This window comes from Chlamydiota bacterium, assembly GCA_012729785.1.
GTDB lineage: Bacteria > Auribacterota > Tritonobacteria > UBA1439 > UBA1439 > UBA1439.
Genome location: JAAYCL010000015.1, coordinates 64,721 through 89,209 on the forward strand (window position 1 = coordinate 64,721; position 24,489 = coordinate 89,209).

General features: G+C 72.9%; 20 protein-coding genes and 1 riboswitch. Of the genes, 8 read left to right on the forward strand and 12 right to left on the reverse strand.

Features of this window, described 5'->3' with window-relative positions; translation table 11 throughout:
- The first annotated feature begins 136 nt into the window (after positions 1-136).
- The 5 genes from GXY35_03530 (at position 137) to GXY35_03550 (ending at position 4,526) form a co-directional block, all read left to right on the forward strand.
- The gene (locus tag GXY35_03530) at positions 137-433 is read left to right on the forward strand and encodes a DUF4282 domain-containing protein (protein NLW93659.1); all 297 of its coding nucleotides are present in this window, start codon (positions 137-139) and stop codon (positions 431-433) included.
- A 182-nt stretch (positions 434-615) separates the two neighbouring features.
- A complete protein-coding gene (locus tag GXY35_03535; GenBank protein ID NLW93660.1) occupies positions 616-1,668 on the forward strand; it encodes a hypothetical protein in 1,053 nt (350 codons plus the stop codon).
- 1 nt (position 1,669) lies between these two features.
- On the forward strand, positions 1,670-2,746 hold the full coding sequence (pdxA, locus tag GXY35_03540) for a 4-hydroxythreonine-4-phosphate dehydrogenase PdxA (GenBank protein NLW93661.1): 1,077 nt from the start codon (positions 1,670-1,672) through the stop codon (positions 2,744-2,746).
- Positions 2,743-3,618, forward strand: coding sequence for a ribosomal RNA small subunit methyltransferase A (rsmA, locus tag GXY35_03545; protein ID NLW93662.1), 876 nt, complete (start codon positions 2,743-2,745; stop codon positions 3,616-3,618). Before pdxA ends, rsmA begins: the two co-directional genes overlap by 4 nt.
- On the forward strand, positions 3,615-4,526 hold the full coding sequence (locus GXY35_03550; GenBank protein NLW93663.1) for a hypothetical protein: 912 nt from the start codon (positions 3,615-3,617) through the stop codon (positions 4,524-4,526). The genes rsmA and GXY35_03550 overlap by 4 nt, the downstream gene beginning before the upstream one ends.
- 28 nt (positions 4,527-4,554) lie before the next feature.
- On the opposite strand, the gene GXY35_03555 is transcribed toward GXY35_03550, so the two are convergent.
- The 6 genes from GXY35_03555 to GXY35_03580 all read right to left on the reverse strand — a co-directional run bounded on the left by GXY35_03555 (position 4,555) and on the right by GXY35_03580 (position 11,698).
- Positions 4,555-5,094, reverse strand: a complete 540-nt coding sequence (locus tag GXY35_03555; protein ID NLW93664.1) for a hypothetical protein — start codon at positions 5,092-5,094, stop codon at positions 4,555-4,557.
- Between the two features lie 128 nt (positions 5,095-5,222).
- Positions 5,223-5,834 (reverse strand): ECF transporter S component, encoded by a 612-nt coding sequence (locus GXY35_03560; protein NLW93665.1) that lies wholly within the window; start codon positions 5,832-5,834, stop codon positions 5,223-5,225.
- The gene (locus tag GXY35_03565; GenBank protein NLW93666.1) at positions 5,831-7,384 is read right to left on the reverse strand and encodes an ATP-binding cassette domain-containing protein; all 1,554 of its coding nucleotides are present in this window, start codon (positions 7,382-7,384) and stop codon (positions 5,831-5,833) included. Before GXY35_03565 ends, GXY35_03560 begins: the two co-directional genes overlap by 4 nt.
- A complete protein-coding gene (locus GXY35_03570) occupies positions 7,381-8,253 on the reverse strand; it encodes a hypothetical protein (GenBank protein NLW93667.1) in 873 nt (290 codons plus the stop codon). The genes GXY35_03565 and GXY35_03570 overlap by 4 nt, the downstream gene beginning before the upstream one ends.
- 23 nt (positions 8,254-8,276) lie before the next feature.
- Complete coding sequence (locus GXY35_03575; GenBank protein ID NLW93668.1) at positions 8,277-9,188, reverse strand: DUF4430 domain-containing protein; 912 nt, start codon at positions 9,186-9,188, stop codon at positions 8,277-8,279.
- 26 nt (positions 9,189-9,214) lie between these two features.
- On the reverse strand, positions 9,215-11,698 hold the full coding sequence (locus GXY35_03580; protein ID NLW93669.1) for a hypothetical protein: 2,484 nt from the start codon (positions 11,696-11,698) through the stop codon (positions 9,215-9,217).
- A 108-nt stretch (positions 11,699-11,806) separates the two neighbouring features.
- Positions 11,807-12,005, reverse strand: a riboswitch (cobalamin riboswitch).
- A gap of 187 nt (positions 12,006-12,192) precedes the next feature.
- On the opposite strand from GXY35_03580, the gene GXY35_03585 reads away from it, so the two are divergent.
- Positions 12,193-13,749: a PQQ-binding-like beta-propeller repeat protein gene (locus GXY35_03585; protein NLW93670.1), complete on the forward strand. Its 1,557-nt coding sequence runs from the start codon at positions 12,193-12,195 to the stop codon at positions 13,747-13,749.
- A gap of 75 nt (positions 13,750-13,824) precedes the next feature.
- Here the strand turns inward: GXY35_03585 and GXY35_03590 are convergent, their stop codons facing one another.
- Together GXY35_03590 and GXY35_03595 are read right to left on the reverse strand one after the other, a co-directional pair.
- The gene (locus GXY35_03590; GenBank protein NLW93671.1) at positions 13,825-14,052 is read right to left on the reverse strand and encodes a hypothetical protein; all 228 of its coding nucleotides are present in this window, start codon (positions 14,050-14,052) and stop codon (positions 13,825-13,827) included.
- 149 nt (positions 14,053-14,201) lie between these two features.
- Complete coding sequence (locus GXY35_03595) at positions 14,202-15,308, reverse strand: NAD(P)/FAD-dependent oxidoreductase (protein NLW93672.1); 1,107 nt, start codon at positions 15,306-15,308, stop codon at positions 14,202-14,204.
- 101 nt (positions 15,309-15,409) lie between these two features.
- Between GXY35_03595 and GXY35_03600 the strand changes: the two genes are divergently transcribed.
- On the forward strand, positions 15,410-16,879 hold the full coding sequence (locus tag GXY35_03600; protein ID NLW93673.1) for a transglutaminase domain-containing protein: 1,470 nt from the start codon (positions 15,410-15,412) through the stop codon (positions 16,877-16,879).
- Positions 16,863-18,251, forward strand: coding sequence for a tetratricopeptide repeat protein (locus tag GXY35_03605; protein NLW93674.1), 1,389 nt, complete (start codon positions 16,863-16,865; stop codon positions 18,249-18,251). Before GXY35_03600 ends, GXY35_03605 begins: the two co-directional genes overlap by 17 nt.
- 39 nt (positions 18,252-18,290) lie before the next feature.
- Here GXY35_03605 and GXY35_03610 read toward each other — a convergent pair whose 3' ends face one another.
- The 4 genes from GXY35_03610 to lexA are packed head-to-tail and all read right to left on the reverse strand — an operon-like array spanning position 18,291 to position 24,426.
- Complete coding sequence (locus tag GXY35_03610) at positions 18,291-19,355, reverse strand: glycosyltransferase family 4 protein (protein ID NLW93675.1); 1,065 nt, start codon at positions 19,353-19,355, stop codon at positions 18,291-18,293.
- Positions 19,356-19,408: 53 nt separating this feature from the next.
- The gene (locus GXY35_03615) at positions 19,409-22,588 is read right to left on the reverse strand and encodes a DNA polymerase III subunit alpha (protein ID NLW93676.1); all 3,180 of its coding nucleotides are present in this window, start codon (positions 22,586-22,588) and stop codon (positions 19,409-19,411) included.
- Positions 22,585-23,781: a DNA polymerase IV gene (dinB, locus tag GXY35_03620; GenBank protein ID NLW93677.1), complete on the reverse strand. Its 1,197-nt coding sequence runs from the start codon at positions 23,779-23,781 to the stop codon at positions 22,585-22,587. The genes GXY35_03615 and dinB overlap by 4 nt, the downstream gene beginning before the upstream one ends.
- Positions 23,782-23,817: 36 nt before the next feature.
- The gene (gene lexA / locus GXY35_03625; protein NLW93678.1) at positions 23,818-24,426 is read right to left on the reverse strand and encodes a transcriptional repressor LexA; all 609 of its coding nucleotides are present in this window, start codon (positions 24,424-24,426) and stop codon (positions 23,818-23,820) included.
- Positions 24,427-24,489 lie beyond the last annotated feature (63 nt).

Genomic DNA, 24,489 nt, shown 5'->3' on the forward strand with positions numbered 1-24,489 from the left:
GGATCGAATCCCGTGTCGAATCCCGTTGCCGCGGCGGCGGAGGAGACGCTATACTGGCCTGACTGGACCGGCCGTCCGGCGGTGTCGTCCGCGGGGCGCCGGCGCGCCGGAGACGGCGCCCGGAAAGGAGGGGGGGATGGAGGAGAAGGGGCTGTGCGGACTGCTGTTCGATCTCTCGTTTTCCGAGTTCGTCACCACGCGCGTCATCAAGGTGCTCTTCGTCGTGGGCATCGTCTTCTCCGCGCTCGGGGCGCTGGCGATGATCGGCGCGGGATTCGCCGCGGGCGCGGGCAGGGGGATCCTGATGCTCGTGCTCTCCCCGCTCGTCTTTCTCCTGTACGCGCTCGTCGTCAGGGTCTGGTGCGAACTGATCATCGTGGTCTTCCGCATCGCGGAGAACACGAGCCGGCTCGCGGGTCAGAACAAGGGGTGAGTTCGCCCGCGTCCGCCGGGCGCCGCGCCGGCGCATCCCCCCGCCGCGCGCGTTTTCCGTCGAACCAAGGAGGGCGTCATGCAGATCGCCGCCGTGCTGTTTTTCGCCGCGCTCCTCATCGCGCTCGTTATGATCAAGAAGTCGCAGGGGAAGAGGTAGCGCCCCGCGGCGCCTGATTCCCGATGCCCACGTTCACCGTTCCATGCCGAAGCGGGCGGTCGCTCCACGCTCCAGACGCGGCCCCGGCGCCCCGCCGCGGGCCGTTCCTGCGCGCCGCGGGCGCGGCGGCCGCCGCATTCCTGTTGTGCGCCGCCGCCCCCCCTCGCGCGCAGGCCGAGATCAAGGAGCAGATCGTCGCCGTCGTGAACGACGAGATCATCACCTACTCGGAGCTGGAGAAGATCCTCGCCCCCGTCTTCGAGCAGTACGAGCAGAGCTACTCCGGCGCGGAGCTGTTCACGATGCTCCAGCAGGCGCGCCGCGACGTCCTCTCCCACCTTGTGGAGGAGCGGCTCATCCTCCAGGAGGCGAAGCGGCTGAAGATCCAGGAGCAGCTCGGGGACGAATTCGCGAAGGAGGTCGAGGGGGCGATCGCGGCGGTGAAGGCCAGATTCCCGTCCGCGGAGGAGTTCGAGAAGACTCTCGCGCGGCAGGGGTTCACGATGGAGTCGTACCGCGCGCAGGAGGAGCGGCGCGCCCTGGTGCGGGCGATGCTGATCAAGGAGGTCTCGTCGCGCTGCAGCGTGTCGCCGGCGGAGATCGTGGCGTACTACGAGGGGCACCCGGAGGAGTTCACGGAGGGCGAGAGGATCCACGTGAGCCAGATATGGATCAAGGAGACGCCCGAGAAGCCGGCTGAAGCGGAGCGGCTCGCGCGCGAAATCCTCGCGCGCCTCGAGGCGGGCGAACCGTTCGCGGAGCTCGCGAAGAAGCACTCGGACTGCCCCTACGCGCGGAAGGGGGGCGACTGGGGGTTCATCGGGCGGGGGCACTGGAACCGCGAACTCGAGGACGCCGCCTTCGCCCTCGCCCCCGGATCCCGCAGCGGCATCGTGAGATCCCCGCTCGGGTACCATCTCATCGCCGTGCACGAGAAACAACCCGCCTCCGTGAAGTCCCTCTCGGACGTCTACCGGGATGTCGAGGAGAAACTCTTCCGGGAGAAGGTGGGGGTGAAGCGCGGCGAATGGATCGCCCGCCTCAGGAAGAAGGCGTACCTATCGATGGTGGACTGAGATGACGGAGAAACGAAACGCGCCGGCGGCGACGCCGGCGCTCGCCGTGACGATGGGGGACCCCGGCGGCATCGGGCCGGAGGTGGTCTTGAAGGCGCTCCTGCGGAAGCCGGTGCGCCGCGCCTGCCGCCCCGTCGTCGTCGGCGACCTCGCCGTGCTGCGCCGGTGCGCCCGCCTCCTCGGGCTTCCCGCCCGGCTTGTCTCCGTACGGGGGATCCGGGAGATCCCGCGCGGGGCGGGCGCGATCCCCGTCATCGAACCGTGCGCCTCGATCCGCCGCCACCGCTGGAGCGCGGTGCGCCGTGACCACGGCGCCGCCTCGATGGAGTACGTGCGGCACGCGGTCGCCCTGGCGCTCGCGGGCGAGGCCGACGGCGTCGTCACCGCTCCGATCTGCAAGGAGGCGATCCACCGGGCGGGGTACCGCTTCCAGGGGCACACCGATTTTCTGGCGCACCTCACCGGGGCGCGGCGGCACGCCATGATGCTCACCGGCGGCGGGCTCAGCGTCGTCCTCGTGACGATCCACGTCGCCCTCTCCGCCGTGAGCCGCCTCGTCACGCGCCCGGCGGTCCTCGAAGCCGTCCGCCTCGCGCACGAAGCCGCCTTGCGGATGGGGAGGCGAAGGCCCCGCGTGGCCGTCTGCGGCCTGAACCCGCACGCGGGCGAGGCGGGGGCGTTCGGGGACGAGGAGCGCCGCGCGATCGCCCCGGCGATACGGGCGGCGCGCCGCGAGGGGATCGACGCCCGCGGGCCGTTCCCCCCGGACACGCTCTTCGTCGCCCGGTCGCGGGAAGGGTACGACATCGTCGTCGCGATGTACCATGACCAGGGGCTGATACCGCTCAAGATGCTCGCCTTCGAGCGCGGCGTGAACGTGACGCTCGGCCTCCCGATCGTGCGGACCTCCCCCGACCACGGGACGGCGTTCGATATCGCCGGCCGGGGCGTCGCCGATCCCGGGAGCATGGTCGAGGCGCTGCTGCTCGCCGCGCGGCTCTGCGGGCGGGGAAGGCGCCGCCGCCTAACCGGAACGGACCGGGCATGCCGGGCGGGCGCGAAGATCGCGGCGCGATGAACATTCCCCGCCCCGCGGAGACGCTCGCGTCCCTGGGCGTCAGGCCGAGCGCGCGGCGCGGACAGGCGTTTCTCGTGCGCCGGGAGACGGGGAGCAGAATCGCCGGCGTCGCCTCGCTCGACGCGGGGGACGCGGTGCTCGAGATCGGCCCGGGCCTCGGCGCCCTCACCGACGCCCTCCTCGGCGCCGCGGGGCGCGTGGTCGCCGTGGAGAGCGACCGCCGGCTCGCGGCGTGGCTGCGCGAACGCTTCCGCGGCCGCGCCGATTTCGAGCTGATCGAGGGCGACGCGCTCAAGATCGATCTCTCGGCGCTCCTGCGGCGGATGGCCTCGGGCGGGAAACGCGTCAAGGTAGTGGCCAATATCCCGTACTCCATCAGCGGGCCGCTGATCGCGCGGCTCGTGCGGCTGTCCGGCTGCTGGGCGATGATGGCGCTCACCGTCCAGCGCGAACTCGCCCTGAGGATCGCCGCCGAGCCCGGGGGGAAGGCGTACGGCGCCTTCACCGTGCTCTGCCGCTGCCGCGCGACGGCGCGCGAGGCGTTGACGATCGCGCCGGGGGCGTTCTACCCGAGACCGGAGGTGGTCTCGTCGGTGGTCGTCTTCGCGCCGCTGGCCGTGCCCGTATTCCCGCCCGCCGAGGAGGAGCGGCTCCTCGCCATGGTGCGGCTGCTCTTTTCGCAGCGCCGGAAATCGATCGGCACGGTCCTCAGGAGGTCCGCGCGGGGGTTTCCGTGGGCAGGCAGGATCGAGGAGGCGTTCGCCGCGTGCGGGATCGACCCCGCGGCGCGGCCCGAGCGTCTCTCCCCGGAGGAGTTCAATCGCCTCGGGGAGGCGCTCCGCCGGGCGGGGTGGGGGAGGTGGCGTACATGAAGAAGATGCTGATCGCCGCGGCCGTCTCCGCGGCCGCCGTCACCGGCTGCGCAGAGGAGCCGGCGGAGGAGGCGCGGCGTCCGAAAATCCCGTCCCTGCAGGGACGGCTCGTCTACCAGCGCGGCGAGGGGAACAGGAGCGAGCTGTGGCTGATGGACCTCTCCACGCGCAGGAGCGTCCGACTCACGGACAACGACGTCCTCGACGAGTACCCGCGCTGGTCGCCCGACGGGAAGGAGATCGCCTTCTACTCCGACCGCGACGGGACCCGCCGGCTATACCTGATGGACGCCGCGGGGGGCAACGTCCGCCGCCTGACCGGCGCGCTGCCGGTACAGGAGGATCCGACATGGTCGCCCGACGGGCGGCGGCTCTGCTTCTGGGGGCGGCACGACGCGAAGGGGCCCGAGAATCTCTACCTGATACGCCGCGACGGGACCGAAATGACGAACCTCACCCGCTCCCGCAAAGGGACGCGCCGCGTGCCCGCCTGGTCGCCGGACGGCTCCCGGATCGCCTTCACCTCCAACCGCTACCTCAACCACCAGGTCTACCTGATCGGGGCGGACGGCGCGGGGGAGCGGCGCCTGACGGGAAACCCGCGCGGGGCGTGCCGCCCGCGATGGTCCCCGGACGGGAAGAGGATCGCCTACTCGGACGGCGGCTACGGGGTGCGCAAGAACGTCGACATCTGGGAAATGGACCCGGACGGCGAACGGAAGATCCGGCTCTCGAAGGGGGAGGGGAACGACTACGACCCCGCCTACGCGCCGGACGGAAGATGGATCATCTTCGCCTCCGACCGGACCGGGTGCTACGAACTGTACCTGATGCGGCGCGACGGGAGCGACGAAACGCGCCTGACGGAGTTCGGGGGCTACACCCGGTACCCGGATTGGACGCGGTGACCGGCGGGGATCCCCGCGGCGTCACCGGTCAGTCCATCGGGGGAGGGTCCCCCTCGGGCGGCGGCTCCTCGTCGGGCGGCGGCGCCTCCGGGGGAGGCTCCGCGTCGGGCGGCTGGTCGGGCGGCGCGTCGGGGGGGGGCGGCTGGTTCTCCGGCTGCGCGGCGGGCGCCTCCGCGTCCTGTGCGGGGCGGCGCGGCGGCCTGCGCCGTCTCCGCCTGCGGCGCTGCAACGCCTCCTCCCGCGCCCGCGTCTCCTCCTGGCGCTCCTGCCCGACCGACGGATCTCCGCCGGAAACCGGGGGCGGCGCGCTCCCGGTCCCCTCGTCCATCACGGTCACCTCGCTCACCACCATCTGCCCGTCGATCTTGCGCGACTTCGCCATATAGCTGCCGAGGAGCCGGCTCAAAAACTCCTCGTAGGCCGCGTCTCGCAGGTCGAGTGTCGCGGTGGCGCTCTTGCCCGCGAACTTGTTGAAGGTGACGCCGCTTTTTCGCGAGAATTCGGAGAGGAGTTGCTCCACCGGCGCCTCGTTGGAGGTCACGGTGATCCGCCCGTTCTCGCAGCGCATCTCGAACCCCCCTGTGGGGACGGGGGTCGCCGAGGACCGGGGCGGGAGGGCGGCCGCAAGGCACAGCAGCGCGGACAGCAGGGACAACGGCGTAGGTCTCATCGCGGCGCAGTTCCAGTGCGGGCAGTCTAGCACCCGAGGCGGGCCAGGGCAAGCCGTTTCTGCGCGTAGCGCAGCGCCCCGATGAGCCCGTTGCCGAGCAGAAGGGCGAAGGCGGCGTTCCCCGCCGCGTGAACGGCGTCGAACGGGAACGAGGCCGCGTTCACCGCGAGCCACGACCGGAGTGAGAGGGGGTGCACGAACGAGTACCAGTACCAGAAGTTCATTATCCAGCCGAAGAGGAAGCCCCACGCGGCGGTGAACAGGGCGAGCGCGCCCCGACCCACCCGCGGCGCCGAGACGCCCAGCGCCCCCGCCGTGAGGCCGCACGCCCCCCACGCGACCATCTGCCAGACGGTCCAGGGGCCGTGCCCGAGGAAGATGTTGGAGACGAGGGCGGCGACCGCGCCGACGAGGAAACCGGCCGCGGGGCCGAAGACGAAGCCGGAGGCGGCGACGACGAACGTCGCCGGCTGGAGTCCCGGCACGGCGGCGAACGGGAGCCGGCCGAGGGCCGCGAGCGCCGCCAAAACGGCGATGAGCGGGATCTCGCGCGAGGAGAGCCGGCCGCGCTCGAAGCGGAGGAACGCCGCCCAGAGGGCCGCAACGGCGACGAGCATGCTGAGGAGGGCGCGGGTCATGGGACCGGCGCCTCCGCCGCGGCGCGTTCCGCGAAGCGCCGGAAGAGGCGGCCGGCCAGGGGCGGATCGAACGGGGCCCCGGCGAGGACCGTGCCGGCCGGCCCCTCCGCGGCGACGACGCCGTCGGAGAGCAGGACGACGCGTCCGGCGCACCCCGCGGCGAAGCCGAGATCCTGTGTCACGAGCAGGACCGCCGCGCCGCGCGCCGCCGCGGCTTCGAGCATCGAGGCGAGGCGGCGCTTCAGGAGCGGGTCCTGCCCGCGGGTCGGCTCGTCGAGGAGGAGCAGGGGCGGACAGGCGGCCATCGCCGCTCCGAGCGCCACGCACTGCCGCTCCCCCGCGGAGAGTTCGCGCGGGTTCCTCCCCGCGAGGCGGGCGAGCCCCCAGGCGTCGAGCAGGCGCGCCGCGTCGCCGTCTTCGGCGCGGCCGAGGAGGCGCGAGGTGTAGCCGATCTCCTCCTCCACGGTGTCGTGGAAGAGGAAGTCGCCGGGGTTCTGCGTGAGGTAGCCGCAGGCGGCGGCGCGCTCCCGGTTCCGCATCAGGGCCGGGTCCCCGCCGTCGAGCAGGACCGCGCCGCCCGAGGGGCGGAGGAGGCCGCAGGCGAGCTTGAGGAGCGTGCTCTTCCCCGCCCCGTTGGGGCCGAGCAGGGCGGTGATCTCCCCGGCGCGCAGCTCAAGACTCACCCGGTCGAGGACGGGCGGGCCGTCGCGGTAGGCGAACGCGACGCGGTCCAGGCGGAGGATCGGGCGGGGCGGGGGGGGCGTCCCCGGGACGACGCGGCGCGCCCCGCGCGCGCTCGGCGCGCCGGCCCCGGAGCCGGGCAGATAGTCCGGCGCCGCCTCCGCCGCCCACCGGCGGAACTCCGGCGGCGCGCCGTCGAAACGGGGACGGCCACGGTCGAAATAGATGACGCGTTCGGCGGCCTCGAGACAGCGCTCGACGCGCTGTTCGACCAGCACGATCGTGCAGCCGAGGTCGCGGCGGAGACGGGAGAGGAGCGAGAGGAGGTCCTCCGCCGCCGCGGGGTCGAGCTGCGAGGTCGGCTCGTCGAGCACGAGCGTCCGCGCCCCCGCCGCCATCGCCGCCCCGAGGCAGACCCGCTGCCGCATCCCGCCGGAGAGTTCGTCGACCCGCGCCCCCAGAAGATCCTGGATGCCGAGGCGCTCGGCGATCTCCTCCACGCGCCGGCGCGCCGCCGCGGGGGGGATCCCGAGGTTCTCCGGCCCGAACGAGAGCTCCCGCTCCACGCGTCTCATCAGCGCCTGCCGCTCGGGATCCTGGAGCACGACGCCGATCTCCGCGTGGAGGATGCGCCGGTCGATCCGCTCGATCGGCTCGCCGCGGAACAGGAGGCGCCCACCGACCGTTCCGCCGAAGAAGCTCGGCACGAGGCCGGCGAGGGCGAGGGCGAGCGTCGACTTGCCCCCTCCCGACGGGCCGGTCACGAGCGCGAACCCCCCCTCCTCCAGCGACAGGGAGACCCGGTCCAGCGCGGGGCGGGGCGCGCCGGGATAGAGGTAGGTGAACCGCTCTGCCAGAAAATGGCTCACCGGGCCGCCCTCCGGGCGAGGGCCACGGCCGCCGCGAGCGGCGCCGCGGCCGCGAAAAGCCACGGCAGGTCCGCCGCGATGCAGAGCCGGCCGAGGCGCGGGTAGAAGACGAAGGCACCCTTGCCGAGAACGAGGCCGGCGCCGGTCGCGGCGAGCGAGAGGGCCGCGCCGAAGGCGAGGACCCGGTCGGCCCGTCTCCAGGGCGGCGCGGGGGCGGCGCTGCGCGCGCCGCAGCCGAAGCCGCGGGTCTGGAGCGCGACGGCGGTGTCCCACGCCCCCTCGAGGGAGGAGACGAGGAGGGCGTGGAGGATCGGGCGGGAGGCGTTGATCCGGGAGAGAAGGTTCCGGTCGTCCAACGCGGCGCCGCGGACCGCCATCACGCTGCGGATCCTGCCGAGGTCGCGTCGCATCCGGGGGATCGCGAGAAGGGCGAGGGAAACCGCGAGCGCCGTCTTCGGCGCGAAGCGGGAACAGAGGGCGAACGCCCCGTCGGCGTCGGCGAGCGTTTCCGCGAGGGAGAAGGCGGCTATCGCGAGGGCGATCCTGAGGCCCGAGGAGAGGCCGAAGACGAGCGGCTCGAGGCGGAGCGTGAACGGGAGAAACAAGACGCGCGGCGGGACCAGCACCGTCTCCCCGGACCGCGTCAGGAGGACGTTGACGAGGGCGAAGAGGACGGCGGAGGGGACGGCGATTGAGAGCGTCTTCCCGCACGCCCGCGGACCGGCGGCCGCGGCGAGGGCGGCGAGGGCGGCGGCGAGGAGGACCCCGAGCCAGAGGGGGTTGCCCCACGCCGCCGCGGGAAGGAAGACGGCGGCGGCGGCGAGGAGGGCGGCGAGCGGGTGGAAGCCCGCCGCCGTCCGGCTGCGCACTGCCGGCGGCGCTCCGACCGCGGTCATTCGATCACCGGCGCAGGGAGGACGTCGTCCCCCGCGACCACCGCGGAGGCCATCCCCCGGATCCTTTCCGGGCGTGAGATCAGCACGTCGGCGGCGGCGCAGGCGCGCGCCGTGTCCGTGCCGGTGACGAGCCAGAGCGGCGCGGGGCGCGTCGCGCCGCCCACGACCGCGACGAGCGCGCCGGCGCCGGGATGGGAGGAGCGCGGCGTCCCGGCGAGGTCGAGGCGGCGCATCCCGGCGGCGCCGCCATCCACGAACAAGCCCGTGCGGGCGCCGTCGGAGATCGAGCGTTTCACGAGCGGGACGCGCGCGATCCCGTCCCAGGGGCCGATGACAAGCGACGGGGCGTCGGACGGCGGCTCGGATTCCGCCAGCGGCGCAACGCGCACCCCGGCTGCGCCGCGTCGCGCCAGCGCGGAGACGAGCCCCCTCGCCGCCGCCTCGGCGCCGGGGCTGAAGAGGACGCGCGGGGGCAGGGAGCCGTCCCGCGCCGCCTGGACGAACGGATGCGGGTAGCCGCCGATGATCGCCCGGACCTGCCGCACCCCGTCCCACAGGTGGAGATCCCACTGGAGCATGTCGCCCGGTTCGGGGATGCAGGACGCCGCCCCCCGCTCCGCCAGAATCCCGTTCAGGTAGTAGAACCACGCCTGCCCGGCGTCCCGCGCCCCCTTGGCCGGCAGGCCGTTGATCCGCGACACGAAGGCGCCGCCGAACGCGGTCTCCACCTGCGCGCACTCCTCGAGGAGGCGGAGGGCCGAACGCCCGCGCGCGGGAACGGACCGCTCGGCGAGGGGCGGCGAGGAGAAGTTGCGGCAGACGAGGACGGCGACCTCGGCCCCGCCTGCGGGGGGCGGAGCGGAGGCGGCGAGGGCCGCCGCGGCAACCATCCCGAGTATCGGATGCATCCGGTCCCCCCGCGCCGCATCGGTCCCTAGTAGTGCACGGCGCACACCGCGTCCAGGTCGAATCCCGACGACCCGGCGCCGGAGCACGACCCCAGATCGGTCACGTGCCGCACGCGATCGCCGTTCCGGTCGACGAGCCAGCCGTCGCCCGTGGCGGTGATGCGGACGAAGCGCACCCAGTCGAGGTTGAGCGCGTCGAGGTCGAAGGCGTCTCCGCCGGCCGCGGGCGTGCGCGGGTCGGGGGAGCCGCCGCTGCTGTACGTCGGGGAGACGCCCGCGAAGCCGCGCGACGAGCCGTCGGCGTCGAGGTAGCAGTACGGATTGTAGAGGTTGAGTTCCCCGGTGTCCGTGTAGTGCGGGACGAAGTCGAAGGGGAAGGTGTGAAACAGCGCCCCGTCTTTGCTCACGGAGACCACCGCGGGCTCGATCCAGCGCCGCCGGGGGTCGCCCCCGGCGAAGAAGGCGTTCTCGAAGACGATGAAATCGGGGCCGGGGCCGTTCACGACGAGGTTGTCGGTGAACTCGAGCGTGATGCTGCCCCCGTACGGCGCCGACGCCCCGTTGTCGGTGTTGGCCCTGGCGTGCAGGGAGACGACGTGGGTCGACCCCATCGCCGCCCCCGCCCCGCGCGGGGCGCCGAGCGCCCACGAGAGGGACGACGAACCGTAGCCGCCCGGCGAGAGCGGATTGAACGAGACGACCCTGTCGGCGAACGGGTCGGCGGGGCCCGCGAGCGTCACCTCGCGCGGGACCGCGACCGCCCTCGCCTCGTCGGGGATGACGCCCGCGACGCCCGAGGCGGTGTAGGGGAGGGCGGCGTAGTGGCAGGCGGCGTCGTTGACGAGGCCGGTGTCGAGGAACTCCGTCCCGGCGCCGCGGTAGACGATGACGCCGTCCTCGGGGCTGGACGGGGGGGAGGCGGGGGAGCGGAGGATGACGGTGAACGAGAAGTCGGGGTGCGCGGGATTGGTCCAGGCGAGGGCGACCTTCCGGTCGCTGGGCGCGGCGGAGAGGCCGGAGACGGAGAGGAGGGCGGGTTCGGAGACACGGATCGCCAGGTTCCTCTCCGCCTGCTCCGCCGCGGCGTCGGCGACGGCCGCCGTGAACGGGTAGTCGCCCGCGGTCGCCGCGACGGTGCCGCGGATGCGGCCCGAGGCGGCGTCGAGCGAGAGGCCCGAGGGGAGCCCGCCGCGCGGGAGCGACCATCGGTACGGCGGGGTCCCCCCTTCCGCATCGAGAGACGCCTCGTACGCCGCGTCGCGGGTCGCGTCCGGGAGATTGGAGGTGACGACGGTGAGCGCGTCGGCGTAGACGAGGAGTTCGAGCTCCGCGGCCGCCTCCTGCCCCTGCGCGTCGGTTACGCGCGCCGTGACGAGCAGATCGGCGGGCTCCCCGGGCGTGCCGCCGATGACGCCGCGCGCGGGGTCGATCCTGAGGCCGGCCGGGAGGGCGCCCGGATGGATCCGCCATTCGTAGGGGGGGGTCCCGCCGGAGGCCTCCAGCGTCTGCTCGTACGGCGCGCCGACGAGCCCCTCCGCCAGCGTTTCGGTCAGGATGAGGAGCTCCACCCCGCGGACGGTGAGGGCGTACTCGGCGACGTCGGCGTTCGAGCCGGCGTCCGAGACCATCGCCCTGAACACCCACCGGCCCCCGGCGGACGGGACCCCGCCGACGAGGCCGCTCGCCGGCTCCAGCGAGAGCGCGTCGGGAAGGGCGCCGGCGACGATCGACCAGGCGTAGGGCGGGGTCCCGCCGGTCGCCTCCAGTTTCGCCGCGTACCCCTCCTTCGCGACCGCCTCGGGGAGCGCCCCGGTCGTGATGTAGAGCGGCTCGGTGATCTTGCCCTGCGGGCGCTCGTACGCGATCCCCCCGCCGTCCGTGACGGCGAGGACGTAGACCGACTCCGCCCGCCTCCCCGCCGCGTCGACGACAGCGAGACCGACCTGGGCGGTCTCCGCGGTCCGCGCCGTCCCGCGCAGCATCCCGTGCGTCCCGTCGAGCTCGATCCCGGCGGGCAGGGCCCCCGAGGAGAGGCGCCAGGCGTACGGGAGCGTGCCCCCCTCCGCGAAGAGCGGAACGTAGTACGCGGTCCCGGTCACCGCGGGCGGCAGCGCCGCGGTCGTGATCCGCAAGGCCGCTTCGGGCTCCGGCGCCGCCCCGGCCTCCGCGGAGGGGCGCGCCGCAGCAGCCGGTGAGGCGGCGGGCGCCTCTTCGCCCTCCCCGCCGCCGTCGCGCGCGCGCGCGGAGGGGGGGACGGGAGTCGATTCACGAGAAGGCGCGGGGGAGGGCTCCGGCTCGGAGGCCTCGGGCGTGGAGTCACCGGCGCCGAAAAAGCGGGTGACGACGGTTGCGGGGTACAGGAGGCGCCTGAACGGGCGCGGCGCCCCGGCGCCGTTCCGTGCCGCCGGGGGGGCGGAGGCGCGGCGGTCGAGCGCCCGGGAGGCGGCGAACAGGGCCGCCCATACGAACAGTACAGCCGAGGCGAGGAGCGCGATCCTTGACGGTTTCATTCAATGCATCAATGCGGTGCGCGTATCCTCCCCGGGAGGCGGGCGAAAAAAAAAGCCCTCCGCGTGAGCGAAGGGCTGCAGAATCGGCCGATCAGCTTCTCTCACCCCGGAGAATACAGCGACGCGAGGTTTCCTGGCTCGCGGCAATGCGTCCCTTTCCGGCCTTCCCGGCACGGCGGCCTCGGCGGCCGCTTGCACCAGTGACCGGAGGGCGTGTCCCTTCGCCGCTTACAGTTGCGGGGGCAGCAGCGGATTCTCACCGCTTTCCCTCTCCGTGCCAAAGAACCGGTGCAATGGTACGCCAGGAGCGTGCGGGGGTCAACAGGGGATTTCGCCGGATTTGTCGGGCCTGCCCTGCGTGCCGGGCGTGTCGCACGGCATTTTTTACATTCCGGTTGCATTGTGGTGACAACCTCCCGCCGCCGCTGTGCGATCCTTCGGGCGTGATACGGGGAACGTGCCCCGCGCAGGGCGCCTGATGGAAGGAGGAGGCGATGCAACTCTTCATCCGAGGTGCGATGATCGCGGCGGTATGGGCGGCGGGGACGTCCTGTTTTGCGCAAGTGGACCCGTGGCCGATGTTCCGCTGCAATCCCGCGCGCACCGGCGCGAGCCAACTGCACGGATGCGCGACGGTGGCGCTCTCCTGGTCGTACGCCACGGGGCACACCATCGAGTCGTCCCCGGTCGTCGGCTCGGACGGGACCGCCTATTACGGCTCCTATGACAATCGGATCTACGCGATGTCGTCTTCCGGGACCCTGGCCTGGAGCTACGACGCGGGGAACTTCGTCTCCACCTCCCCGGCCTTCGACGGAGACGCCGGGCGCGTCTACGTCGCCTCGTATGTCGGTCGCCTGTTCGCCTGCACCCTCGGCGGGGCGCTGGAGTGGAGCTACGAGACCGGGGGCCTCATCGCGCGATCGTCGCCCGCCGTCGATTCCGGCGGATGCATCTATCTGGGTTCGGCGGACAACCGCCTCCACGTGCTCTCGCCCGCGGGGGTGCTCGCCTGGAGTTATGAAACCGCCGGCGACGTCCATTCGTCGCCCTCCATGGAGGGGGAGCGCGTATTCGTAGGATCCAAGGACGGGAGGCTCTACGCCCTCGGCGCGGACGGCGCGTTCGCCTGGAGTTACGATACTGGGAAAACCATCGGCGAGTCGTCCCCGGCGGTGGGGACGGACGGGACGGTCTACGTGGGGGAGATAGACCCTGGAAAAACCCCGGTCCCGTGCAATCTCTACGCATTCAACTCGTCGGGCGGTCTCGCCTGGAGTTACGCGACGGGGGACGACGTCAGTTCCTCGCCCGCGATCGGGGCGGAGGGGATCGTCGCGGCGTCGGGAGACGGCAACGTCTATCTGTTCAACACGGACGGGACATTCAGGTGGAGCTACGTCACGGGCGGGTACGTGCATTCGTCGCCGGCCGTCGACGAGGACGGGATGATCTTCGTCGGATCCTTCGATGGGGGGGTGTACGCGCTGGACAGCATCGGAACGCTCGCCTGGAGCTATCGCACGGCGGGGCCCGTACTATCGTCCCCCTCCATCGGCCTAGGCGGAACAGTCCAGATCGGCTCGTTCGACAGCGTGTGCTACTGCTTCGGCGCGGCGTCCGCATCGACCCCGACCCCGACGCCCGAGCTCACACCGACGCCGGAACCGACAGAGACGCAGCCACCGCTCGACCTGAAGGTGAACAGCACGAGTCCCTCCGCGGGCGACGAATTCACGGCGGAGGTGTCGGTACAGCCCCTGGAAGAGACGTTCGACGCGTACGGGGTGGTGCTCGGTGCGGGAGGGGCGTGGTCGTTCGACCTCGCGAACCCGGGGGCGCTCGTTTCGGGCGTGCGGCCCCTTGTCCGGTCGGTCCCCGGCCTGACCGAGGTCTGGGGGGGGACGCTTTTCCATATGGATTCGATACCGGACTATCTGCGGGGAGCCGGGTTTACGTTCATCGCCGGGCTCGTCCCCGCGGGGGCGCCGCCGGCGGTGGAATACGCGATCCCGGGCTTCGTGGATCAGGAACAGGTGGAGATCAGGTAGGGAAAGGGGCGGGAGACGCGCAGAAAAAAAGGCTCCCCTTCGCGGGGAGCCTTTCGCTTCGTATGGGAAACGAGATCAGGCCTTCTTCGGCTTCGCGGCGTGCTTCTTCCACGCCTCGGGATCCTGCTCCTTGACGAACTGCTTCCACGTCTCCGGTTCGCCCTTCTTCTGGAACGAAACCATGCTCCTGCCGCAGCAGACGAGATCGCACTCCATCTCGTCGCAGACCTCAATCACGACGACCTTGAGGCCGCAACCGCCCTCGGGCCCGCACACCAGCACATCACCCTGATTCAGCTTCATCGAGCACTACCTCCTGACTTTGTAACTATCTTACAAAAATCGTGGGCGGATTTCAACGGAAAAGCGCCGGAAAAGGTGTCGCGGAGAATAACGAAAGGAGGCCGGGTAAGGGGTAATCCCCAACCTATTCCGCCGCAATCTGTAGCGGATTATTCCCCCGCCCGGAGCGACGAGATCAGAAAATCGAGCGCGAAGCGCCCGCATCCAGGCGGCCCCGCGATGAAGCGGCCTGCCGCCCGGCGGGCCGCGGGGCGCGACCGGAGTGCGCACACGAAGCGCTCGACGCCGGTTTCGGTGAAGAACAGGCGGCGCGCGAGGAGGGTCTGGCCGTGCCAGCCGAGCAGGAGGAGGCGGAGAAGCGCCGGGTAGGCGGCGGGCCGGGAGCGGACGATGCAGCGCGCGAGGAGGGCTGCGGATCGCATCGAGTAGTAGATCCCCTCGCGCGTCGCGGGGTCGGCCAAACCCGCCGCGTCGCCTGCGAGCGCCCACCCGCCGCCGCCGACCCGCCCCGCGCGCAGGCCGGGGGTCGGCACGAGGGCCGCATACGGCCTCGACCAGTCGAAGCGGACGCCGGGGTGCGAGGCCTCAAGCCACGCGCGCAGGCGCCTCCGCAGGCGCTCGCCGCGCGATCCGGCCAGCGGCGCAACGATCCCTGCGGAAGCGGCGGACGGCCCAGGGAAGAGCCACGCGTACGACGCCGCCCCTCCCACGAAGCCGATCGAGATGCGGCCGGGCTCGGGAGGGGCGAGGTAGTAGCCCGCGCAGAGCGAGAGCGCCTCGGCGGAAAACGGCGTCGAGAGGAGGCGCCGGACGATGCCGGTGGCCCCGTCGGCGCCCGCGAGAAAACCGGCGCGCCAGGCCTTTCCGCCGGCTTCGATCGCCCAGGAGGAACCGCGCCGTTCGATGCGGCGCACGCCCTCGGCCACGAGGCGGGCGCCCGCGGCTTCGGCCTCGCCGCGGAGCGCCCGGTCGAAGGCGGCGCGGTCGAAGACCGAGATCGGGCGGGGCAGCTCGATCGAAGGCGCCGCCCCGGCGCCGGGAGCGAAGAACGAGATGCGGCATGCGTCGGCGCGGGGCGCGGCGAGCCGGCGCAGCAGGGGCATCCGGTCGAAGGCGCGCGGCGGGATGCCGCCGCCGCAGTGCTTGGGGCCGCGGGCGGCGTGGAAGATGACCGTGTCGATCCCCGCCCCGGCGAGCAGGGCCGCGAGCGTCGAGCCGGCGGGGCCGGCGCCGACGACCGCCACTGATGCGGTCATACGGTCGGGCATCGGACAAACGGGGGCCGAACAGCCGCGCGCGTTTTGCCGCCTCCCCGCCGATAGTGTATCATAGGGCGTGTCGTCGGGAGGAGAACCGGATGAGAACCTCTGTGCGCCTCGTCGCCGCGCTGTGGCTCCTGTGCGCCGCCGGCTGCGCCGCCGTCCCCTCCCGCGCCGCCCCGCCCGATCTCGCGAAGCACCTGGGGAAGAGATGGTACGGCATCTACTTCCTCGGCGGGAAGATCGGGTGGGCGGAGTCGGAGATCAGCGAGGCGACGCGCCGCGGGAAACCGGCGGTCGTCGTGCGCCTTGCGCTCACCGCGCGCGTGGAGATGCACGATGTCCCCCAGGAGATGTCGATCACCGAGGAGCGGGTGTACGTCCTGGAGGAGGGGCTCGAATCGTTTGCGGACGAATCGAACACGGGCGGGGCGATGACGAGGATCGCCGGCACACGGGAGGGGGACAGGATGCGCGTCACCTCGATCGTCGGCGGCGAGAAACGGGAGGAGCTGATCGGCCTCCCCCCCGAGCGGTTCGAGGATTACCTCGCCGAGGAGCGGCTCGTCGGCGAGGGGGCCGGGGTGGGGGACGAGATCTCCTTCTCGCAGTACCAGCCGCGAATGGGGAGGAGCGTGACGGCGGTCAGCCGGGTCGCGGCGGTCTCCCGCCGGCCGCTCGGGGGCGTTTCCACGGAGGTCTACACGGTCGAGACCACGCTGAAGGAGATGGGGATCTCGTCGCGGTCGCTCCTCACCGCCTCCGGGGAGGTGCTCGAGACGCAGGTGGGCGGGGTGTTCACGATGCGGCTCGAGGACGAGAAGAGCGCCAAAAGCCTCGACTACCGGAGCGACGTCGTCCTGTCGAGCGCGATACGCACCGGGGTGAGGATCGTCGACCCGGCGCGGGTCCGGGTGCTGCGGGCGGCCCTGCGGGGAGTGCACGACCGCGCCCTCCTCGTCGAATCGGAACGCCAGTCGTACGCGGAGGGGCCCGGCGGGGAGCTGCTGCTCACCGTGAAGGTCGAGGATCTGTCGAAGGCCGTTTCGCCGCGCCTCCCGCTCCCCAGGAGCGAATTCCCGCGCGAGCTCGCCCCCGGACTCTTCATCCAGAGCGAGAGCCCCGCGATCGTGGAGAAGGCGCGTCAGATCGTCGGGGCGGAGCGCGACGCGCGGGCGGCGAGCGATCTCCTCGTGCGCTGGGTGCACGGGAACCTCGCCAAGCGGTTCAGCGCGTCGTTCTCGAACGCCCTCGACGTGCTGCAGGCGGGAGGAGGGGACTGCACCGAGCACTCGGTTCTCTACGTGGCGCTCGCGCGCGCCGCGGGGCTTCCCGCCCGCGAGGTCTCGGGGATCGTCTACTGCGACGACGGCTTCTACTACCACCAGTGGGCGGAGGCGTTCGTGGGGAAATGGATCGCCGTGGACCCGACGTTCGGGCAGACGCAGGCCGACGCCACGCACATTCGGTTCGTCGAGGGGGATCTCCTCTCCCAGGCCCGGCTGTTGAACCTCATCGGCGCGCTCTCGATCGAGGTGCGGGGGTACTCGCATGAAGAGGACGGCTGACCTCGTCCGATCGGCGCTCCTCCTCCTCATCCCGGCGGCGGCGCTCGCCGCGTCGCCCGGGGAGGAGGGGCTCCGCCTGAACAACGAGGGGGTCGCGGCGTTGCGGCACGGGGACCTCAAGAAGGCCGTCTCGCGGCTCGCGGCGGCCCGGCGCCTCCTGCCCGGAAACGAAACGGTGGCCAAGAATTTCGCCGCCGCCTGTCTCGAGGAGGCGCAGGGCTGCACCGCGCGCGGCGACCTCGAAGCCGCCGTGAGCTGGCTCGATCAGGCCGCGGCGGCGAACTCCGCGGACGCGACGGTCAGGAACAACCTCGCGGCCGGCTACAGCGACGCCGCCTCCGCCTTGACGCAGGCGCGGAGATACGGGGACGCCGCCGGGCTGCTCAGGACCGCCGTCGCCCTCGAACCCGAGAGCACGGTGCTCAGGGGGGGGCTCGGCGCCGCCCTCTACCGTGACAACCGGCGCGAGGAGGCGCTCGAGGAGTACCGGGCCGTCCTCGACCGCGACCCGCGCGACGCCGCCGCGCGGCGGATGTGCGGCCGCATCCTCTACTGGAAGGGGCGGATGGAGGAGGCGCTCGAGGAGTTGCGGGAGGCGGTCCGGATCGATCCGTCGGATTCGGAGTCGGCGGCCCTGGCGGAGAGGATCGAGCGCGAGTATGAGGTGGAGAAAGGGTTCTCCGTGGACCGGCACGCCCATTTCACGGTGAGCTTCGACGGGGCGAAGGATTATCGGATCGGCAGAGCGGTGGTGGACGCCCTCGATGAGGCGCGTATCGCCGTCGGGTCGGCCCTGGCGTTCTACCCGACGGAGAGGATCGCGGTCGTCATCTACACGGCGCGGCAGTTCCGCGAGCTGCTCGACGTCTCCGTGGGCGTCGGCGGGCTCTACGACGGGAAGATCCGCGTGCCGGCGGGGGGGCTCGACAGCGAGCGGGACCGCGAGAAGCTCCGGCGGGTCATCGTCCACGAGTACGCGCACGCCGCCGTGCACTTCCTGACGCACGACCGCTGCCCCCTCTGGCTGAACGAGGGGATCGCCGAGTTTCTGTCGGCCGGGTGGGACGGGAGCAAGGACCCGATGCTGAAGGGGGCGATGGAACGCGGCACGCTCATCCCCCTCTCGCGGCTCTCGGGGGCGCTGAAAGGGTCCTCCGGCCCGCGCGCGGGGCTCGCCTACGCCCAGGCCCTCTCGGTAACGGCGACGGTCGTGGACCGCTCGGGGATGTACACGCTGCGCAGGATACTGGACTGTCTCGACGGGGGCGACAGCCTCGATACCGCCCTCCGGAAGTCGATCGCCGAGGACCTCGAGGGGCTCGAGGCGGCGTGGATGGAAACGCTCAGGGACCGCTTCGGCATACGCGGGTGAGCCGGTTCCCGCGGGCGCGGGCCCCGGAAGGGCGAACGGCTACGCCTCGGCGGCGGGGGGAGGGGCGGCCCCGGACGCCAGCGACTCCAGCATCGCGAGGTAGCGGCGCGCCGCCTCGTCCCAGCTGAAGCGCTCGCGGTTGAATCTCCGCGCCGCCTCCCCCGCCGCCGCCCTCCGCCCCGCGTCGGCGAGGAGCGCCGCGACGGTCGAGACGAACCCCTCCGTGTCGTCCCAGCGGATGAGCGCGCCGTTCATCCCGGGGACGATCGCGTCGCGGATCCCCTCCAGGTCGGACGCCGCCACCGGGAGCCCCGCGCACCCCGCCTCGAGCGCGACGAGGCCGAACCCCTCCGCGTCGCCCTCCACCGGGATGTTGGGCATCACGAAGACCGACGCGACGCCTGCGAGCCCGCGCAGGAGCTCCGGCGGGAGCGCGCCGGCCAGCAGCGCGTGCCGTTCCATCTCGCGTTCGGCGATCCGCCTCTCGATCGACGCGCGTTCCCTCCCCTCGCCGACGACAATCAGCAGAACGTCCGGGTGCAGGCGGGCGAGCGCGGGGAGCGCCTCCCCGACGAAGCGCGCGACCCCTTTTCGTTTCACCAGCCGCCCGACGGTGAGGAGCATGGGGCGGGACCGGTCGATCCCGCGCCCCGCGAGCCAGCGCAGCGCCGCCTCCCGGTCGGCGGGGCCTGCCCGGTGCGCGTCGGGATCGACGCCGTTGGGGATGATGCGGCGGCGTTCGGCGGGGACGCCCGTCGCGGCGCAGAGGCCGTCCGTGTGCCGGCTCACGGACGCGACGCGGTCGAGCCGGCGCAGGGCCGATCCCACGACCGTCCGGTAGAGGGGGAACCGGAAGGTGATGTCGCGCCCGTGCGCGGTGACCGCGACGGGGCGCCGGAGGAGCCGTTTCAGGAGGAGGCCGAACGGAGCCAGGAGCGCGTCCCCGAGGTAGACGGCGTCGGGCCTGCGACGGGGGGGGAGCAGGGCCAGGGAACGGAGGAGCGCCCAGGCGAGGAAGAAGGGGAGGAACCACTGCGACCCGCCCCACGCGACGACCGTGGCGTCGGTGTCGCGTGCGAGGCGGGAGATGAGCGCCTGGTTCATCGCCTGCATCCCGCCCACCGAAGGCGGATGCTTCCGGGAGATGCAGAGCAGTTTCACGGGGCCAAGTGTAGCATCTTCGGGGGGGATATTCCCGGCCGCGTGCGCCGCGGAGACGATGCGGGGAACGGTTCCAGCCGGTCGATCTTGAGGACGACCGCGCCGCCGTCGTCCGAGGCGAGGCCGCGCACCGCGAACGGGCCGGGCGATCGCAGCAGGTGCCCGAAACGCCGGTAGGCGTCGGGGAAGAGGACCGCCTCGAACAGGGCGGTCGCGTCCTCGAACGTCAGGAAGCGCATCTGCCCCCCCCTCGAGGTCCGCACCCGTTTCGTGCAGACGAGCCAGCCGACGAGCGCGACCCGTCTTCCCGCCTGCCGGTCGAGCGCCACCGCCCTGATGAACCCCGGGGGGGTCTCCGCCGCTCCGACCGCCTCGAGGGGATGGGCGGTTACGTGCGCGCCGAGGATCCCCCGCTCCAGCGCGTGCGCGGTCGGGGCGTCGTACTCCGAAACGCGGGGGGCCGGGGAGGGGGGGTGCGGGCCTGCGGACGCCGCCGTCCCGGCGCCCCGGCATGCCGATGCGGCGGCGGCCGCGGGGGCGTCCCCGAACAGGGGGAGCTCGACCGGGCGGCGCCGTCGGCCGCCGCACAGGTACAGTGCGCGGAGCATCTCCGGCCGGGAGCGGCCGAGGCCGGCGCAGGCGCCGCACAGGATGAGGCGCTCCGCCTCCCTCCTGTCGGGCCCGGCGCGGCGCACAAGGTCTTCGATCGAGACGAACGGCCCCCCGGTCGTTCGCGCCGCCGTGATGCGGCGGATGGTCTCGCCGCGGAGGCCTTTCACCCGCCCGAGGCCGGCGCGTATCCAGCCCGGTCCCGCATCGAACGCCGCCCCGCTCCTGTTCACGTGCGGCGGGAGCACCGCGAGCCCGAGGCGGCGCGCCTCGTCGAGGTACGCCTGGGCGGGATAGAAGCCGCCGCCGTTGGAGAGGACCGCGGCGATGAACTCCGCCGGCCAGTGCGCCTTCAGGAAGGCGACCTGCCATGAGAGGAGGGCGAACGAGGCGCTGTGCGCCTTGCAGAACGCGTAGCCGGCGAAGCTCTCGATCTGCCGCCAGATCTCCGCGGCGGCGGCGGGGGGGATGCCGCGCCCGGCGGCGGAGGCCGCGAACCGCTCCTTCGTCTGTCGCATCGCCTCCCGCGACCGCATCCTGCCGCTCATCGCCCGCCGCAACAGGTCGGCCTCTTCCATCGTCATCCCGGCGACGAGGTGCGCGACGCGCATCACGTCCTCCTGGTAGATCATCACGCCGTGCGTTTCGGCGAGGATCGACTCCATCCCCGGGTGGAGGAAGACCGCCTTCTCCCGCCCCCGGTGGCGGTCCACGTACTGCCGCAGCATCCCGCTCTCCGCCACGCCGGGCCTGATGACGGAACTCGCGGCGACGAGGTCCCCGTAGGTCGCGACGTCGAGTTTTTTAAGGAGCTGCCGCATCCCCGGGCTCTCGATGTAGAAGCAGCCCATCGTGCGCCCCTCCCGTATGAGCGACGCCGCCCCGGCGTCGCCGAAGAGCGTCTCCGCGTCGCGGACGTCCGGGCGCGTTCCGCGGTTCGCCTCGATCAGGTCGAGCGCGTCCCCGAGGACCGCCAGCGACCGCTGCCCCAGGAGGTCGATCTTCACCAGCCCGAACGCCTCCGCGGCGCGCATCTCGCACTGGGTCACCAAGACCCCCTTCGCGGCGGGCTCCAGCGGGACGACCCGCTCGATCGGGAACGGCGCGACCACGATCCCCCCCGCGTGCACGCCGAGATGGCGAGGGAAGCCTTCGATCGCCGCGGCGAGACGGATGACGGTGCGGAGCGGCTCGCGGTCGACCGGCAGCCCGCGGCACTCGGGGAGGGTTTGCGCCGCGGCCGGGATCGAGGCGGCGGGGGCGTGCGGGAGATGTCTGGTCCAGCGGTCGATCTCGGCGATGGGGACGCCGAGGGCCTTCCCGATCTCGCGCACGGCCAGGCGCGCCGTGAAGGTGACGTGCGTCGAGAGCATCGCCGCGCGGTCGGTCCCGTGGCGCGCGAAGACGTACGCGAGCATCTCGTCCCGCCGGTTCCAGGCGAGGTCGAGGTCGATGTCCGGCGGCGTCCGCCGGGCCGGATTGAGAAAGCGCTCGAAGTAGAGGTCGTGGGCGAGCGGGTCGACATGCGTGATCCCGAGGCAGTAGGAGACGAGCGACCCCGCCGCCGACCCGCGGCCGATGACGGGGATGCCGCGGCGCCCCGCCTCTTGGACGATGTCGTGCGCCACGAGGAAGTAGGCGTCGAAGCCGAGGCGTCCGATCGCTTCGAGCTCGCGCCGCAGGCGCGCGCGCGCCGCGGCCGACGGGGGGCGAAGGCGCCGCGCGAGCCCCTCGCGGCAGAGCCGGCGGAGACGCTCCGCCGCCGATTCCCCGCCGGCGGGGACGAGGAGGGGAGGGTGGAAACGCCCGAGGGGGAGCTCGAGGCGGCACGCGTCGGCGATGCGGCGGGCGTTCTCGACCGCCGCGGGGAGGGCGGAGAAGATGCGCCGCATCTCCTCCCCGCTCCGCAGCCACGCCCCGGGGGGGGCGAGCGCGCCGGGCGGGAGCGTCCCGACGGTCGCGCGCGTCCGCACGGCCGCGAGGACGCGGTGCAGCGCGTGGCGCTCCGGACGGGCGAAGACGACCGGTCCCGTCGCGACCGGTGGGAGCCGGAGGCGCGCGGCGAGCCGGGCGAGCCGCGCGATCCTCGGCGCCCCCGCGGCGGCGGGCGTCTCGAGGAAGAGCCCCGGCGGGGGGGCGCCGCGCGGGAGGAGCCGGAGCAGGCGGCAGGCGGGGATCAGGGCGAACAGGTCGGGGTCGCCGTCCGCCAGGAGGGCGCGGAGGCGCGCGGGGAACCCCGCGCCTCCCCCCGGCGCGGCGAGGAGGCGTTTCCCGGAGCGGTGGAAGGCGGTGATCAGCGCGCACAGCTTCCGGTACCCGTCGGGGGTGCGGGCGAGGAGGACGAGGCGCGCCGTCGCGTCGCGCAACTCCGCGCCGACGATCGGCCGCACCCCCGCCGCCCTCGCGGCGAGGCAGAACGGGACGGCGCCATAGAGGCCGTTCGTGTCGGTGAGGGCGAGCGCCTCCATCCCGAGGGCGGCCGCGCGCGCGACGAGATCGCCGATGCCGCTCGCCCCGTCGAGAAAGGAGTGGGCGCCGTGGCAGTGGAGGTGCGTGAAGCCGGTCATGGCCCGATAGGCTGAAGCCGCCCCCCGGTTCGCCGCAGCAGCGCCGCCCCGCCCGCGATCGCCCCGTCGCCGTGCCGCGCGCGCACCCGGTCCATCGCGGCGTAGAGGCGCCGCAACCTCTCCCGGTCGGGGCCTCCCATCGGCAGGAAGGACTGCCGGCCGCCCCCCTCGATGCCCGAGAGGCGGACGCCGACGAGGCGCACCTTCAGCCTGCGCGTCCAGGCCTTCCCGAGAAGCCCGGCGGCGGCGGCGAAGACCTCCGCGTCCAGATCGGTCGGCTCGGGGAGGGGGGCCGAGCGGGTGACGGTCGTGAAATCCGCGTGGCGGAGCTTGAGCGTCACCGTCCGAGACCGCCGCCCCGCCTCCCGCAGCGCCCGGCAGGCCTCCGCCGCGAGAGCGGAGAGCTCGGCCAGTATCCTCTCCCGGTCGAGCGTGTCCGCGGGAAAGGTGGTCTCCCGCCCGATCGATTTCGCCTCCCCGCGGGGCGCCACCGGGCCGCCGTCCTCCCCGCGCGCCGCTTCCGCCAGCCGGCTCCCCGCCGGGCCGAGCGCGGCGGCGAGTATCCTCCCGTCGAGCCGGCGGAGTTCTCCGACCGTCGCGGCGCCGAGGAGCCGGAGCCGCTCCTCCGCCCGCGGCCCCACGCCGGGGAGCACTCGAACGGGGAGGGGGGCGAGGAACGCCTCCTCGGCGCCGGGGAGCACGCGGCAGATCCCGTTGGGTTTGGCCAGGGCGGAGGCGACCCGCGCGACGAGCTTGTTCGACGCGACGCCGATCGTCGCGTCGAGGCCCAGGCCGCCTTTCACCTCCATGCGTATCCGCTCCGCGGCCGCGAGCGGCCGGCCGAGAAGGCGGCGGCAGCCGGTCAGGTCCAGGAACGCCTCCTCCATCGAGAGCGGCTCCATGTCGGGCGTGAAGCGGCCGAGCGTCCGGAAGAGCCCCTCCGACGCCGCCGCGTAGTCGTCGAAACGGGCGGGGAGGAAGACACAGTCGGGGCAGAGGCGCTTCGCCAGGGCGAGCGGCATCGCGGCGCGGACGCCGCGCTCCCGCGCCTCGTAGGAGGCCGACGCCACCACGCCGCGCCGCGCCGGGTCGCCCCCGACGGCGACCGGGCGCCCCCTGAGCCACGGCCTCGCGCGCCGCTCGACCGAGACGAAGAATGCGTCGATGTCGAGGTGCAGTATCACGCGTTCCACGCAGCACCCGTTGCTCTCTCGCCGCGGCGGGGGCGTTCAGCGGTACTTCCTGAAGACCGCGACCACCACCCCCTGGATCGCCACCTCGTCCGCCCGGACGGTGATCGGTTCGACGGCGGGATTCGCGGGGACGAGCGTGACCAGCGTCCCCTCCTGCCGGAACATCTTCAGCGTCGCCTCCTCGCCGCGGATCAGGGCGACCACCGTTTCGCCGTTGCGCGCGACGGCGCGCCGTTCGACCACGACGTAGTCGCCGTCGCGGATCCCCTCCTCGATCATCGAGTCGCCCCTGACCCTGAGGGCGAAGGCGTTTTCCCCCCCCGCGAACTCCTTCGGCACGGCCATCGTCTCCGGGACGGCGAGCGCCTCGATCGGTTCGCCGGCGGCGATCAGGCCGAGGAGGGGGAGCTCGACCGCGTCGAGCCGGATCCGTTCCGCCGGCAGGAGCTCGATCGAGCGGCTCCGGCGCGGCCTGCGGCTGATGGCCCCCTTCCGCTCCAGGTTCCGCAGGTGCGCGTGGACGGTGGCGACCGAGGAGAGGCCGAACCGCTTCCCGATCTCCGCGATGCTCGGGGCGTAGCCGCGCCGCGAGATGAACCCCCCGATGAAATCCGCGATCTGGCGCTGACGCTTCGTGAGGTACATGGGCGCCTCCGTTTCGCCTTGTCCGTTTCCCGCCATCGGGGGCCCGGGCCGGCTCTCCCCCCG